Annotated in this window: 15 protein-coding genes and 1 tRNA gene; 12 read left to right on the top strand and 4 right to left on the bottom strand. The window is 50.1% G+C overall.

The window, feature by feature from the left end; translation table 11 throughout:
- The first annotated feature begins 17 nt into the window (after window positions 1-17).
- From mutM to C7820_RS18540, 4 genes are all read left to right on the top strand, one after another.
- On the top strand, window positions 18-851 hold the full coding sequence (gene mutM / locus C7820_RS18525) for a DNA-formamidopyrimidine glycosylase (RefSeq protein ID WP_116232273.1): 834 nt from the start codon (window positions 18-20) through the stop codon (window positions 849-851).
- A 141-nt stretch (window positions 852-992) separates the two neighbouring features.
- Window positions 993-1,763 carry a manganese efflux pump gene (locus tag C7820_RS18530; RefSeq protein WP_116232274.1) on the top strand — a complete coding sequence of 257 codons (771 nt, stop codon included), beginning with the start codon at window positions 993-995 and terminating at the stop codon, window positions 1,761-1,763.
- Between the two features lie 14 nt (window positions 1,764-1,777).
- Entirely contained in the window at window positions 1,778-2,374 is a 597-nt protein-coding gene (gene coaE, locus C7820_RS18535; protein ID WP_116232275.1) for a dephospho-CoA kinase, read from the top strand.
- Window positions 2,371-2,934, top strand: coding sequence for a lytic transglycosylase domain-containing protein (locus C7820_RS18540; protein ID WP_076170451.1), 564 nt, complete (start codon window positions 2,371-2,373; stop codon window positions 2,932-2,934). The genes coaE and C7820_RS18540 overlap by 4 nt, the downstream gene beginning before the upstream one ends.
- Window positions 2,935-3,025: 91 nt before the next feature.
- Here the strand turns inward: C7820_RS18540 and C7820_RS18545 are convergent, their stop codons facing one another.
- Window positions 3,026-3,244 (bottom strand): alpha/beta-type small acid-soluble spore protein, encoded by a 219-nt coding sequence (locus C7820_RS18545; protein WP_076170450.1) that lies wholly within the window; start codon window positions 3,242-3,244, stop codon window positions 3,026-3,028.
- 214 nt (window positions 3,245-3,458) lie between these two features.
- Here C7820_RS18545 and nrdR point away from each other — a divergent pair, with 214 nt between their 5' ends.
- From nrdR to C7820_RS18570, 5 genes are all read left to right on the top strand, one after another.
- A complete protein-coding gene (gene nrdR, locus C7820_RS18550) occupies window positions 3,459-3,926 on the top strand; it encodes a transcriptional regulator NrdR (protein WP_076170449.1) in 468 nt (155 codons plus the stop codon).
- A 236-nt stretch (window positions 3,927-4,162) separates the two neighbouring features.
- Window positions 4,163-4,235: transfer RNA gene (locus C7820_RS18555), tRNA-Ala, on the top strand.
- 642 nt (window positions 4,236-4,877) lie between these two features.
- The gene (locus C7820_RS18560) at window positions 4,878-5,228 is read left to right on the top strand and encodes a VOC family protein (RefSeq protein WP_116232276.1); all 351 of its coding nucleotides are present in this window, start codon (window positions 4,878-4,880) and stop codon (window positions 5,226-5,228) included.
- A 42-nt stretch (window positions 5,229-5,270) separates the two neighbouring features.
- The gene (locus C7820_RS18565) at window positions 5,271-6,665 is read left to right on the top strand and encodes an MDR family MFS transporter (RefSeq protein ID WP_116232277.1); all 1,395 of its coding nucleotides are present in this window, start codon (window positions 5,271-5,273) and stop codon (window positions 6,663-6,665) included.
- A 151-nt stretch (window positions 6,666-6,816) separates the two neighbouring features.
- Window positions 6,817-7,392, top strand: coding sequence for a PadR family transcriptional regulator (locus C7820_RS18570; protein ID WP_116232278.1), 576 nt, complete (start codon window positions 6,817-6,819; stop codon window positions 7,390-7,392).
- Window positions 7,393-7,710: 318 nt separating this feature from the next.
- On the opposite strand, the gene C7820_RS18575 is transcribed toward C7820_RS18570, so the two are convergent.
- On the bottom strand, window positions 7,711-8,589 hold the full coding sequence (locus C7820_RS18575) for an AraC family transcriptional regulator (RefSeq protein ID WP_116232279.1): 879 nt from the start codon (window positions 8,587-8,589) through the stop codon (window positions 7,711-7,713).
- Between the two features lie 164 nt (window positions 8,590-8,753).
- On the opposite strand from C7820_RS18575, the gene C7820_RS18580 reads away from it, so the two are divergent.
- Both C7820_RS18580 and C7820_RS18585 read left to right on the top strand, forming a co-directional pair.
- On the top strand, window positions 8,754-9,938 hold the full coding sequence (locus C7820_RS18580; protein WP_116232280.1) for a Gfo/Idh/MocA family protein: 1,185 nt from the start codon (window positions 8,754-8,756) through the stop codon (window positions 9,936-9,938).
- A 48-nt stretch (window positions 9,939-9,986) separates the two neighbouring features.
- Complete coding sequence (locus C7820_RS18585; RefSeq protein WP_116232673.1) at window positions 9,987-11,072, top strand: Gfo/Idh/MocA family protein; 1,086 nt, start codon at window positions 9,987-9,989, stop codon at window positions 11,070-11,072.
- A 106-nt stretch (window positions 11,073-11,178) separates the two neighbouring features.
- Here the strand turns inward: C7820_RS18585 and C7820_RS18590 are convergent, their stop codons facing one another.
- The gene (locus tag C7820_RS18590; protein WP_116232281.1) at window positions 11,179-11,625 is read right to left on the bottom strand and encodes a GNAT family N-acetyltransferase; all 447 of its coding nucleotides are present in this window, start codon (window positions 11,623-11,625) and stop codon (window positions 11,179-11,181) included.
- Window positions 11,626-11,811: 186 nt separating this feature from the next.
- Window positions 11,812-12,396: a TetR/AcrR family transcriptional regulator gene (locus tag C7820_RS18595; protein WP_116232282.1), complete on the bottom strand. Its 585-nt coding sequence runs from the start codon at window positions 12,394-12,396 to the stop codon at window positions 11,812-11,814.
- Between the two features lie 184 nt (window positions 12,397-12,580).
- Between C7820_RS18595 and lpdA the strand changes: the two genes are divergently transcribed.
- Window positions 12,581-13,969, top strand: coding sequence for a dihydrolipoyl dehydrogenase (lpdA, locus tag C7820_RS18600; protein ID WP_116232283.1), 1,389 nt, complete (start codon window positions 12,581-12,583; stop codon window positions 13,967-13,969).
- Window positions 13,970-13,977 lie beyond the last annotated feature (8 nt).

Raw genomic sequence — 13,977 nt, forward strand, 5'->3', positions numbered from 1 at the left:
GTTGAGGTGAAGTCATCATGCCGGAATTACCGGAAGTCGAAACAGTCAAAAGAACACTCAATCAGCTCGTGAAGGGCAAGATGATTGACCGCGTTAGTGTGAATTTGGCGCGGATCATTCAGCGCCCCGATGATATAGATCAGTTTGCGTGGATGCTGGCCGGACACACCATTGAAGGCGTGGAGCGGCGCGGCAAATTTTTGCGGATCCTGCTGGACGGGCTCGTGCTCGTCTCCCATTTGCGGATGGAGGGACGGTACGGGGTATACCAGAGCAGTGATCCGGTGGAAAAGCATACGCATGTCATTTTCCACTTTACCGACGGCACCGAGCTGCGGTACAAGGATGTGCGGCAGTTCGGAACGATGCATTTGTTCCAGCCCGGAGAGGAATTCCAGCTTCCCCCGCTCTCCAAGCTGGGATTGGAGCCGCTGGATCCGGCGTTTACGCTGGAGCGTTTCAAAGAAACGCTGAAGGGGAAGAAGACCAAAATCAAGGCTGTCCTGCTCAACCAGGCATATATCGTCGGCATCGGGAATATTTATGTGGATGAGTCGCTGTTTCGGGCGGACATTCACCCCGAGCAGCCGGCCGATACGCTGACGGATGGGCAGCTCGAAGCGCTCCATCAGGCGATCGTGGCCACGCTCGCCGAGTCGGTTGAGGTGGGGGGATCGTCCATCAAGTCTTATGTCAATGGACAAGGTGAGATGGGCATGTTCCAGCACCAGCTGAAAATTTACGGCCGGCAGAACCAGCCGTGCGTAAATTGCGGCACCGCCGTGGAGAAAACGGTCGTTGGCGGGCGCGGAACCCATTTCTGCCCGTCCTGCCAAACCTTGAAATCGTAACAATTCGAACTGGGCGTGCACCCCTTTTTTGTACCCTCCATATACTGAGGAAGAGATATCTTATGAAGCGGGGCTTCCGAATGCCTGATCCATGCTGCAGGCTTTTTCGGGGCACCGCTTCTGTCACAGGGAGGGAACGGGGTGCTCAGTCATGTTCTTGCACTGCTGCTGCTTGCGTTAGCATTAAGTTTGGACAGTTTTGGTGTCGGCATTACATACGGCCTTCGTCAAATGAGGATTTCGCCGTTATCGATAGCGATTATTTCTTTATGCTCCGGGGTCATCATCTATGTGTCCATGCAGGTGGGCGTGCTGCTGGCCCAATTCGTATCCCCTTCGATTGCCTCCATCATTGGAGCGGTCATCCTGATCATTATGGGCTCGTGGTCGCTGGTACAGATGTGGATCCAGAAGGAGAAGAGCGGGGAAGGCAAAGAAGTTTTGGAAGCCAAAGACGCAGAGGTCGCCAAGCAGGCTAAAGACGCCCAAACCAGCGGGATAGGGGGGCATGGCTTGCAAAGCTCCGGCGGAGAAGGTACACTGGACCCTGCCCAGCATGAAGCACCTGAACAGACGGTGTTTTCACTGGAAATCCGGAAGCTGGGCGTCGTGATCCGCATTTTGCGGACGCCGTCTTCCGCTGATATGGATAAGTCGGGCAGCATCTCCGGATGGGAGGCCATGTGGCTTGGTATCGCCTTATCCCTGGATGCGTTCGGCGCGGGTCTAGGCGCGGCATTGCTCGGATTTTCGCCGCTGCTGACCGCCGTCGTGATCGCTCTCTTCAGCGGCACCTTTTTAGTCGTCGGAATGAAGACGGGACTGCGCTTTGCATCCCGAACGTGGATGCGCCGGTTTACGGTGCTGCCGGCAATATTATTAATTGTAATGGGAATAATGAAGCTGTTATGAGGTGAGTTAAGGATATGAACATCGGGTTAACCGGAGGAATAGCGACAGGAAAAAGTACCGTATCCGCCCTCTTAGTCAGCAAGGGGGCGCTGCTTGTTGACGCCGACATCATCGCCCGGGAAGTCATGCTCCCGGGTCATCCGGTTTTGGCGGCGGCCGTCGAGCATTTTGGACAAGCCATCCTCCTTCCGGACGGAACGCTGGACCGCAGACGCCTGGGGGATATCGTGTTTCACGATCCGGGCGAGCGCAAAGCTCTGAACGATATTACGCATCCTGCGATCCGTCAGGAGATCCGGGAGCAGATGCAGACCTTTGAAAGGGAGCACCCGGACCGCCTGGTGGTGGTGGACATCCCGCTCCTGTTTGAATCGGATCTGGAAGCGATGTTTGAGCAGGTTCTGCTGGTCTATGCCCCGTTTGAGGTTCAGGTGGAACGCCTGATGGAGAGAAACCGGCTGACGAAGGATGAAGCGGTCGCGCGGATTCGTTCCCAAATGGATATCGAAGAGAAGAAGAAGCGGGCCGACGTTGTGATCGACAACAGTGGACAACCTTCCGAGACGGAGCGCCAAGTGGATGAATTTTGGAACCGGAAGGGCCTGCTATGAAGTTTTTACGCAAAAAAAGAGTGCTTCTTCTGTTGTTTTTAGGATTTGTCGTCATCCTGTTTTTTAATACGAACTGGATGTCGTGGTTTTACCCGATTCATTATAAAGAGAATATTCGTGAGCAGGCTGAGCGTTATGACGTCGACCCGTTTCTGGTGGCTTCGATTATCCGGGTGGAATCCAATTACAAGCTGGGCAAGGAGTCAAAGAAGGGGGCTCTCGGGTTGATGCAGCTGATGCCGGATACGGCCAATTGGGCGATGGAAAAGGCCAAGCTTCCAGAGGTGACGCTGGACCATATTAAGCATGAGCCGGAGGCCAGCATCGAAATCGGCACCTGGTATCTCAAAACGCTGTCGGAGCAGTTTAAAGGAAACCGGATTGCCGTCATAGCCGCATACAACGCGGGGCCTGGTAAAGTGGACGGTTGGCTGAAAAGGGGCGTATGGGACGGGACCTACGACTCGGTCAAAAATATTCCCATCGGGGAAACCCGGCACTACGTTCAGCGGGTCATTTATTACTACAATCAGTACACGCGGATATACAGCGAGTTCTAAAGGGAGTACTGTTCTGTCGCTAAACATAACAAAAGAAGCATTGGAGAAGCTAGGTTAGCGTCTCCAACACTTCTTCGGGTATCAAACCGAATTAGAATTGACCAGCCAGTTGTTGTTCAGCCAGGGTCACCAAACGTTTAGTGATAAGTCCCCCGATCGAACCGTTCTCATATGCAGTCATGTTGCCTTGGTATCCGTCTTGTGGGATGCTGATACCCAGTTCTTGAGCGACTTCATATTTCAATTGGTTCAGGGCTGCGGTAGCTTTAGGTACTACCAGGTTGTTGGAGCTGTTGTTGTTGGAAGCCATTGTTGTTCACCTCCTCGCTGTTTGTAAATGTATTATGTCTCGAAGCTCAGAAGTTCATTACTCTTTTTGAAAAGTTTTTGTTGGAAATTTAATACATTTCGGTGAGGCGGCAAGTTGATCCCTGATGGGATAAGGGTTCGCGATATTCGGACCCTGTGAATGTTCGTGATTTTGTTCTATATACACCGTGATTTGCAAAGGAAGGGAGTTTACCATGAAATGTCCGTACTGTGATTATGCCGGCACGAAAGTGCTGGACTCACGGCCCGCCAACGAAAATAAATCGATTCGCCGCAGGCGTGAGTGCGAGAAGTGCAGCCGGCGCTTTACCACGTTTGAGATGGTGGAGGAAACGCCGCTGATGGTCATCAAGAAGGACGGAAGCCGGGAAGAGTTCAGCCGGGATAAAATCCTCCGCGGCCTGATTCGCGCCTGCGAGAAGCGCCCGGTATCCGTGGAGCAGCTCGACATGATCGTCTCCGAGGTGGAGAAATCGCTGCGCAACACCGCCGTGGCGGAGGTGGAGAGCCGCCAGATCGGCGAACTGGTGATGGAGCAGCTGTATCCCGTGGACGAGGTGGCTTATGTCCGCTTTGCGTCGGTTTACCGCCAATTTAAAGATATCAACATGTTCATGAAAGAGCTGAAGGGACTGCTATCCAAAAATACGGTGGAGGACTAACCGTAAGGAAGCATGCTGCTTCGCCGGTCCGTTACTGAGGATGCAACCATCTTAAAGAGCAAAAGGGCCTTTCAGGGCCTCTTTTGCTTTTGGTGGTGGCCATGGCATGAGAGCATAAGGCTGAACACTTGCGTGAGTTCCAAAATCTTTTTTTGAATTTTTTTGTTGACACATGCATAAATCTTTGATAAATTATAAGAGTCGCTGATACATAATAAATCAGTAGAAAATATTAAGGGGCCTTAGCTCAGCTGGGAGAGCGCATCGCTGGCAGCGATGAGGTCAGGGGTTCGATCCCCCTAGGCTCCATAGAAGAAAAACCCTTGGGAATCAAGGGTTTTTTTGTTTTTTTATTTTCAGTTTGGCTTAATAAAATTTGAATCTAGGGACGAATGGGGGACAAATGTTTATTATTACCTCTTTAATTCCCCTTAATATAAAAGCGCTCGAACTAAGCGCTTACTTAGTTGTTCTGATATCTGCATGTCCGAACCTGCTTGAAATTGTTTTGGATTCCTTGATTAATAAGTAACCTTGCAGATGTATGGCGTAAGTTGTGTTAATAAGTCAGGGGCCCCAAATGGGGCTCTTTGCTTTATATGCAGTACTATAAAAATATATAAAATACTTAGCACTGTGAACATCCCTTACACCTCGGGACAGTTTAGTGAGAAATGGATTGTTTTTTGTTGATGGACGTAGTTCGATGAAAACTCTAAGGTAATGGACTTTGAGGTTTGCAGCATCATAAATATTATTACGTAAAATTTAGTTTTGATGAAATTATATTTTGCCAGGGCCTTCAGGTGGGAACCGGCAGGCTAGAAGCTTAATAAATTAGAAGACTTCCAATCGCCGATTATTGAGAGAAATATATCAATTAAATATATTTACATATTATATTATTTTGATATAATGAAATCGATCAAACGAATAAGGAGGAAATATAAGATGTTCAAAAGCGGCAATGTGACTGTAATGGTAGCGGATATGAAAAAGGCAGTAAAATTTTACGCGGAAACCTTGGGGTTGGAACTGCAGCACGGTGACGGGCATTTTGCGCAAATCGTGGCACCTGGATTAACGATCGGTCTCCTGCATCTTGCGGGTGAACAAGGTTCCCTTCCGGAAAAAACGGGCAGCATGACCATAGGGTTTGAGGTGGAAGACATGGAGTCAGCCATCGAAACGCTGAAATTCCGCGGCGTTCAATTCCACGATTCCGTGGAAGGCAAGGCGGCTAATGTCGTGCATTTCAATGATCCTGAAGGCAATACCCTTTACTTGGTTTGCAATCGTTAAATCAAAGGGCCGCATAAAGAAAATGTAAGGAGGCGATTTCGCATGGCCTCGAAAACCAAGGTCAATATGGTTGTCGCCGGTCTGCTGGCAGCGATGTTTATTGGCGCGTTGGATGCGACCGTCGTCGCCACCGCTACCCCGCATATGATCAAGGATTTGCACGGCGAGACGCTGTTCAGTTGGGTGTTTGCGGTTTATACGTTGACCACCTGCGTGGCGACCCCCATTTTCGGCAAGCTCGCCGATTTATTCGGGCGCAAACCCGTGTTCTTCGCGGGCATCAGTTTATTCATGCTCGGTTCCATCTTGTGCGGAGCCGCGCAATCGATGACGGGGCTCATTTGGTTCAGGGCTTTGCAAGGATTTGGTGCCGGGGCGCTTGCGCCCGTGTGCTTTACCGTCATCGGCGATTTGTTCTCGGGCAAGCAGCGCGGCAAAATGATGGGTATCTTTTCGTCCGTTTGGTCCGTGGCTGGCCTTCTCGGTCCGCTCATCGGAGGTTACTTCGTCGATCAAGTTTCCTGGCGATGGATTTTCTACATCAACGTGCCGATCGGCATCATCGCCCTGCTGCTGGTCGTCGTATTTTTGCACCAGCCGATCGAACGTCAGGCGAAAAAAATCGATTACCTCGGCGCGATTATGTTTACTATTACTTTCTCCGCGCTGTTGTATGCGCTGCTGAGCGGCGGGTCCCGGCATTCCTGGGATTCCCCGGTGATCGTGGGGCTGTTCGCGGCATCGGCCGTATGTTTTATGTTGTTCCTCTGGATTGAAAAACGGGCGGAGGAACCGATGATCCCGTTATCGATTTTCCGTATCCGCGTATTGAACGTCACCAATATAAGCGGTTTTCTGACGTTCAGCATTATGACGGGGTTGACGGTGTACTCGCCGATCTGGATTCAATCCGTGCTCGGCAATTCCGCGACAAGCTCGGGACTGATCGTTATGCCGATGTCGCTGGCATGGCCGCTCGCCTCCAACATCGCCGGCCGGCTCATGTACCGGGTTGGGGTAAAGGCATCGATCGTATTCGGCTCTTCGCTCGTCATGGCAGGCTCCCTCTGGCTAATTGCGCTTCAGATAAATTCGCCCTACGTATTTTGGATCGGTATCCTCGTGCTAATCGGACTGGGAATGGGGTTTGTTGCGACGCCCTCCACCGTTGTCGTGCAATCGGTCGTCGGCTGGGAAAAACGCGGCGTCGCCAACGCTTCCAGCATGCTGGCCCGTGCGCTGGGCCAAACGGTCGGCATCGCGGTATTCGGCACGATTTACAACCAGTATGTAACCATAATCGGCTCCAAAACGGAGTTGACTGCCGGAATGCATGCCGTTTTTCTGCTCATGTTGGGGATCGCGATTTCGAACCTGCTCGCCGTATCATTCCTGCCGAAGCACCGTCAAGTGATGGCGCAGCAGCATTCGGCGTAACGGCAGGATGACAAAGCGAAATACCGGAACCGGCCGCAAACGGATGAGGCCAGGAAAAGCCGCGACCTGCGGCTTTTCTGTTTTTACAGGCTTCCGTATGTTATACTGTTGTTTGCATAAAAGCAGTAAAACCTACAAGGGGGCCTTTCGTTTGTACGAATTATTCATACTAGGCGAATTGATGAATAACCCGATGCACGGCTATTTGCTGCATCAGATTTTGAACGGGATCGTTGGTCCTACGCGAAAAGTCAGCTGGGGGGCGATTTATCCGCTGATCCACGGCATGCTTGCGGACGGTCTGATCGAACAGGTTCCTGATGAGCAACCGGAGGGTGCCAAACAAGGAAGAGGAAAAAAAATAAAGACCTATAAACTTACGGACGAAGGCAGAATACGTTTTTTTCGGTTGATGGAAGAACCGATTCCATATTCGCCGGATTACGAGCTGCATTTTTATACGAAACTGAAAAATTTTGAATTGATCAGCAAGGAATTGCAGTTTTTAATTTTGCATCAATACAAAGATTACTTGCGTTATGAGATCCGCCACGAGGAAGAACGGTTGGAATATGCGAGCAAAGACGAACGGATTCCCGGCGGGGAACAGAAATATATTCAAATCTTTTTCCGGCATCGGCTGGAAAAACTTCGATTTGATGAAACGTGGGTTATGCAGTTAATCGAGAGCCATCGCGTGGATGGTCAAGGTCTTGAGTGGGAGTGAAAATGGAAAGGCTTAAACGAAGCAGATCATTGACAAGATAGGGGGCGAGCTAAATAGGCTTGGTCCCTTTGTTTATTTCTCACGCACTTTTATTTTCCGGTTCTTCGGAAAATTTAGTTGAAAGTCATCCAATAACATAGTGATCTAAAATTAGAAGTTCAGCATCTATTCAACAACGTTTCCATGAGCGTTTTCAGAAGAAATTAAACGACCCTTCCCCGGTGGAGTACCGAGAAACGGTCGCTGCATAATGGTGTCTTTTTATTCTTGTCTACTTGACAGGGTTATGACCAAATCAAGGTTTTTTGTTTTTTAATATTAAGCCCTGGCCCACTTCTTCCGATACTGGTGCGGCGTAGTGCCCATGCGCTGTTTGAACAATTTACAAAAATAAGAGCTGTTCGCCAAACCAATCTCCTCAGCAATGAGCGAGATTGGTTTTTTGGTGGTCGTTAACAGCAGAACGGATTGATGGACCCGGCGGGCCATGATGTATTCCGAGATGCTGATGCCTGTCGCCTCTTTGAAGAGATGCGAAACATGATAGGGAGATAAATGCAGCGACTTGGCCATGTCGTCCAATCGAAACGGTAATGTATAGTTGGCCTCGATCCATGTCAATATGTGCTCCACCTGATGATTTTGGCGAAGGACCGGTTTCGGCAGCCCGGCTTCGGTTCGCTGATTCCATACGTGTTGGATCGAACGATACAGCATGACGAGAAATAAAGAAAATTCCTCATATCTTTCTGCCTCTGAAAGCGCGGGTAATTGATCATCCAAGCTTTTGTAGACAGCGTCCAGGATGTGAAGCTCATCCCCGGTATCATACAAGCACGGAACAGGAAGTTCCCCTAAATACATGAATTTGTAAAAGGAGTGCAGGGAAGGCCACTTTTCAAAATAAGACTCAAACATCGTCGGTTCAAAGGTCACAAGGGAACGTTCGAAGCATTGGCCTTCGTCGTATTCGAGCTTGAGATGATGAAGCTGATAAGGCTGAAAAATGCAGAGCATGCCCGGTTTGATATCGTAGCGGTTGTTATTGACGATCATCGTCCCTTTCCCTTGATGGATCAACAATATTTCCACCCCAAGGTGGGAATGGAAGGTTTCTTTATGCTCATAGTTGACGCTTTTTCGTTTATAGGCAAAATGCAGGGGCACCTCGCTATAGTTACCCGCTACAAAAGACATGGCTGCTGCCTCCTTCTTCCCCGTATGTACTTGCTTTCGAATCTATTCTATCGCAGAACCGCAACCCAGTGTTATTTTTCCCCCCACAGCGAAGCACAATGTTCTCGCAGCTTCAGTTAATATCCTTATATGTCAATGAATGAAGCTCATGGGAGGTTAAATGGATGATCAAGGTTGCGATTATAGGGACCGGGGCGATTTCGTCCGCTCATATCGAAGGTTATCTGCGGCTGAAGGATCGCTGCCAAATTGTTGCGTTATGCGATCTTTATCCCGAGAAGGCCGAAGCCAAGCGGGAGCAATACGGTTTGGACGCTGTCATCGTCAAGGATTATAAGGAACTGCTTGATCAGGAGATCGATCTGGTTTCCATTTGTATGCCTCCGTTCGAACATGCGCCGGTCACCATTGATTTTCTGAATGCAGGCAGTCATGTGATCGTGGAAAAGCCCATGGCCTCTTCTCTTGAGGAATGCGATGCCATGACCAAAGCTGCGGAACAAAACGGGAAAGTATTGTCCGTCATTGCCCAAAATCGCTTCAGAAATCCGATTATGAAGCTGAAGCACGTTGTGGACAGCGGATTGGCCGGCAAAATTCTTCATGCCCAGGTGGATTCGTTCTGGTGGCGGGGCCATTGCTATTACGATTTATGGTGGCGCGGCACGTGGGAGAAGGAGGGAGGCGGTCCGACGCTGAATCATGCGGTTCATCATATCGACGCCCTGCTCTGGATGCTGGGTCAGCCCAGCGAGCTTCAGGCTTATATGAGCAACGTCGCGCATGACAATGCGGAAGTGGAGGATTTGTCCATCGCGATTTTGAAATATCCGAACGGCAGCTTAGGGCAAATTACAAGCTCCGTCGTTCATCATGGGGAAGAACAGCAGTTTATTTTCCAGGGTGAGCATGCCCGGATCTCGGCGCCGTGGCGGGTCACGGCTTCGAAGTCATTGCCTAACGGCTTCCCGGAGCGGGAGCCCTCTCTCGAGGAGAAAATCCAGCAATACTACAGCGAGCTGCCGGATCTGCCATACGAAGGCCATACGGCACAGATCGATAATGTGCTGAATGCGATCGAGACGGGCGCGCCGGTACTGATTGACGGAGTCAGCGGACGGAATACGCTGGAACTCATTATGAGTATTTACAAATCCGCAAGCACCGGAGAAAAGGTCAAACTTCCCCTGCAGCAGGACGATCCTTTTTATACGCGGGAGGGTCTGATGAAGAATGCACCTCATTTTTACGAAAAGGGCAGCAGCGTTGAAAATTTTGCAGATCTGAAAATAACGACAGGAAGCCGTTACGGCGGCGTAACGAACGGACAAACGTCAGGCGAACAGTAAATCCCGATCATCGGGATGGAGAACGTAAACGCGAAAGGGATGAAGGAGATGCAGAAGAACGACGGAATGAATTATGCCCCGAAAGGAAAACCGAATCCAGTAGTCGGGCCGGGTGAATTTGTGATTGCCGCTGTGGCGCTCGATCATGGGCACATCTATGGAATGGTCAACGGACTGATCGAGGCAGGCGCTACCTTAAAGTGGGTTTATGACCGCGACCGGGCCAAAGCGGAAGCATTCGCACGAACCTATCCCCAAGTAACGATTGCAGCCTCCGAGGAAGAGATTTGGGCAGATCCGCAGGTTCAGCTTGTTGCAGGAGCAGCCGTCACTTCGGAACGCTGTGCGCTGGGGCTTCGGGTGATGGACGCAGGCAAAGATTATTTTACGGATAAAGCTCCCTTTACCACACTTGAGCAGCTGGAGTCGGCCCGCGCCAAAGTGCGTGAAACCGGAAGAAAGTATATGGTTTATTACAGCGAAAGGCTGCATGTCGAATCGGCGGTTTATACCGGGCAGCTCATTGAGCAGGGCGCGATTGGGCGGGTGCTGCAGGTGACGGGATTCGGACCGCATCGGTTAAATGCTTCGTCCCGGCCGGAGTGGTTTTTTCAAAAGAAGCAATACGGAGGAATCCTTTGCGATATTGGCAGCCACCAGGTCGAGCAGTTTCTTTTTTATGCGGGTTGTAAACAAGCGGAGGTGCTGCACAGTAAAGTGGCAAACTACAACAACCCTGAGTATCCGGAGCTTGAGGATTTTGGCGATGCCACCCTGCTAGGGGACAACGGGGCCACGCAATATTTCCGGGTGGACTGGTTTACGCCGGACGGCTTAGGTTCATGGGGAGACGGACGCACCCTGATATTGGGAACCGAAGGTTATATTGAGCTGAGAAAATATATCGATATCGCCCGCGACCGGACCGGCAATCATGTCTACCTGGTCAATCAGGAAGGGGAATACCATTTTCATGTTGACGGACAGGTCGGATATCCGTTCTTTGGAGAACTCATTCTTGACTGTCTGAACCGGACCGAGAATGCCATGACGCAGGAGCATGCCTTTATGGCGGCTGAGCTGTGCTTGAAAGCGCAGGAAATGGCGCTGGACGTGACCCGAAGCGGCAGCTGACTGCATCAGTATGCCATGAAGGTCATGGAGCAGCTGCTTAACATGCATCTGTTAAAAATAAGCTGGGGAGGGCCGCGTATGTTATCATACATCCCTCCCTTATTCGTTATTTAGGTTGATTTGTCAGTTGTTTGACCATGAGGATATGAGGTATGCCATCTTCCATAAATTCCTCCGAAGAAGTTCGATACCCAAGTTTCTTATAGAACCCTTCCGCCTGACTTTGCCCGTGCAATTTAACCTGCTGTACCCCTTTGTCTTTAGCGATTTCTTCTAACGATGCAATGATCCTTCTTCCGATTCCGAATTTGCGGTAAGGCTGCAGGATGCAAATCCGCTCCAGCTTTCCGGATCCTTCGTGAATGCGTACCCGCCCCGTTCCTACGGGCTGATCCTCATAATAGGCGATGATGTGCTCACATGGTCCACCCAAAGTATCAAACTCGTCAAATTCATCATTCAGCGGCACGCCCTGTTCCTCAACAAATACGTTCCTCCGGATAGAAAATGCAGCCTCTAACTCTTCAGGCAGATTAATTCTTTGAGTTTTCAATCGTTTTCGCCCCTTTCATGATGTATTCAATGATCGTTATTTAAATTATAGGATGAATTATGTTGTAAATGCAATAAAAATAAGACTCTGCGGTTGAAAACACCAACGAGAAGCAAAAAAGCCCCGAATAACGGGGCTTGAAAATCATATTGGTCTCATGAAAAAAAGCCTGTGACCATCTCAATCTCAAATTTGGCTCTGTGCGCTTGTCTTGATAAGATCTTTGGCATGCTGCCTTCCTGTCGATAATAGACTGTCACTCAGCTCGGCATCTCTAACGGAACGCGCCAGTACAACCGTGCCGACCATAAGGCTCAGCAAAGCTTGGCCAGTCAATGGATCGACTTCTGCCAGGTCGGAGATAAAATCAATCATGCGCTGCAGCTCCTCGGTAAAGACTTGGCGCACCTCTTCGGACATTCGGGATACTTCAGCGGAAAGGGCGGGAAGAATGCAGCCCACCTCGGTTTGGTCGCGATGCTGCGGACTCAAATAATAATGAATGACCGCGTGGATCTTGGGTGCTTCCTTTTCCTGGTCCGCCGCCTTCTGCAGCAGGGCAATGGTCTCGCTGATCGCAAAGCGGCAAGTTTCAGCGACCAAATGCTCTTTATTGTCAAAATGTGAATAGAACCCTCCGTGCGTCAGACCGGCACCTTTCATAATAAAGGGAACGCTGATGCCCTGTACTCCGCTGGCTCGAATGGCTTTGGCTGCACTTTCAATAATACGGCCGCGAACCTTTAATTTGTGACCTTCCGGATAAGGCAAAGCAATCACTCCTAGTGGCAAAAACGCATTTTAAAATATTATAGGCATCATAATAAAACCTGTCAATTTCACTCGGTCCAATCGTTAGGTTTTGCGGCAAATGAGCAGATGATATTGACTGTTCTAAAATATGATGACTATAATATATTACATTCATCATATTTTATTTCGGAGGTGCAAAGTTATGATCGACCTTAAATCGGTAGACACCCTGGTGATAGGATCGGGTCCAGGAGGTTATGTGGCGGCGCTTCGGTCAGCACAGCTTGGAATGACAACGGCTGTCGTTGAGCGCAACCGGATCGGTGGAGTATGCACCAATATAGGCTGCATTCCTTCCAAAGCGTTGATTGGGGAAGCGCATCGCTTCAAGCAGCGTAAGCAATGGAATCAGGCTGTTGCTGCTGCTGCTTCCTTTGAGGATGCTCAGGGCTTTAAACAAGCCGTCGTGAACAAGCAAGCCGGTGGAGTTCAATATTTGTTAAAGACGGCCGGAGTATCGGTTCTTGAAGGAGAGGCCCGCTTGATCGACGAGCACACCGCTTCCATTCAACAAGCGGGAGCCGAACTTAGGATTTCTTTTAAACACGCCATCTTAGCAACCGGTTCTCGTCCAATTGAGCTTGCGGCTTTGCCCTACGGCGGACGTATTATGTCATCCACGGAAGCGTTGTCCCTTTCCCAAATTCCATCGAGTCTGGTCGTGATCGGCGGCGGTTATATCGGCGTTGAACTGGGGCAAATGTATGCCAAATTCGGAACCAAAGTTACGATTCTGGAGGGAGGAGGACAGGTGCTGCCCGGATTTGAGGCGGACCTTGTGGCTCCGGTTGTACGGCAGTTAAACGAAGACGGTGTAACTATCATTACAGACGCTATAGCCGTCCATGCAGAACAGGATGCGGGCGGGCTGACACTCCGCTATGTATGTCAAGATGAGCAGCGTACTGTTAGAGCAGAATATGCGCTGGTGACTGTCGGAAGAAGACCGAATACGGACAGCGGATTAGGGCTCGAGAACGTCGGCTTGCAGACAACAGGCAGGGGGCTGATCGAAACGGACGCTCAGTGCAGAACGGCAGTTCCGCATATATTTGCGATCGGTGATATTACGGAAGGTCCGGCTCTGGCCCATAAAGCTTCCTACGAAGCTAAAGTCGCGACAGAAGCTATCGCCGGCAAACCTTCTATCGTGGATTACAGAGCCATTCCGCTTGTTGTGTTTTCCGAACCTGAATTGGCCAGCGTTGGTCTGACAGAGACAGCATGCAAGGAGCAAGGCATCCCGGTTATCGTGGGCAAGTCCTCCTTTAGTATTAATGGCAGAGCTTTGGCGCTGAAAGAAGAGCCAGGATTTGTGAAGATCATTGCGGATCAAGCGTCGGGGATCGTCAAAGGAGCGCAAATCGTAGGCATAGAGGCGTCAACCCTCATATCAGAGCTGGCCTTGGCGATCGAGATGGGAGCGACCGTAGAGGATCTGGCGATGACGATTCATCCCCACCCTACGTTAGGGGAAGTCATCATGGAGGCGGCCGAGAACGCGGTGAGAAAAATGAGAATTGCTAAATAATGTGAATT

Source organism: Paenibacillus sp. VMFN-D1 (genome assembly GCF_003386155.1).
Classification (GTDB): Bacteria; Bacillota; Bacilli; order Paenibacillales; family Paenibacillaceae; genus Paenibacillus_AQ; species Paenibacillus_AQ favisporus.

What these genes read in the sequence shown, in the direction of transcription:
- C7820_RS18585 (WP_116232673.1), top strand. Translation starts at nt 9,987, where the DNA reads ATGCAGAAGAACGACGGAATGAATTATGCCCCGAAAGGAAAACCGAAT.
- C7820_RS18575 (WP_116232279.1), bottom strand. Translation starts at nt 8,589, where the DNA reads ATGTCTTTTGTAGCGGGTAACTATAGCGAGGTGCCCCTGCATTTTGCC.
- coaE (WP_116232275.1), top strand. Translation starts at nt 1,778, where the DNA reads ATGAACATCGGGTTAACCGGAGGAATAGCGACAGGAAAAAGTACCGTA.
- C7820_RS18560 (WP_116232276.1), top strand. Translation starts at nt 4,878, where the DNA reads ATGTTCAAAAGCGGCAATGTGACTGTAATGGTAGCGGATATGAAAAAG.
- C7820_RS18580 (WP_116232280.1), top strand. Translation starts at nt 8,754, where the DNA reads ATGATCAAGGTTGCGATTATAGGGACCGGGGCGATTTCGTCCGCTCAT.
- C7820_RS18545 (WP_076170450.1), bottom strand. Translation starts at nt 3,244, where the DNA reads ATGGCTTCCAACAACAACAGCTCCAACAACCTGGTAGTACCTAAAGCT.
- lpdA (WP_116232283.1), top strand. Translation starts at nt 12,581, where the DNA reads ATGATCGACCTTAAATCGGTAGACACCCTGGTGATAGGATCGGGTCCA.
- C7820_RS18565 (WP_116232277.1), top strand. Translation starts at nt 5,271, where the DNA reads ATGGCCTCGAAAACCAAGGTCAATATGGTTGTCGCCGGTCTGCTGGCA.
- mutM (WP_116232273.1), top strand. Translation starts at nt 18, where the DNA reads ATGCCGGAATTACCGGAAGTCGAAACAGTCAAAAGAACACTCAATCAG.
- nrdR (WP_076170449.1), top strand. Translation starts at nt 3,459, where the DNA reads ATGAAATGTCCGTACTGTGATTATGCCGGCACGAAAGTGCTGGACTCA.
- C7820_RS18540 (WP_076170451.1), top strand. Translation starts at nt 2,371, where the DNA reads ATGAAGTTTTTACGCAAAAAAAGAGTGCTTCTTCTGTTGTTTTTAGGA.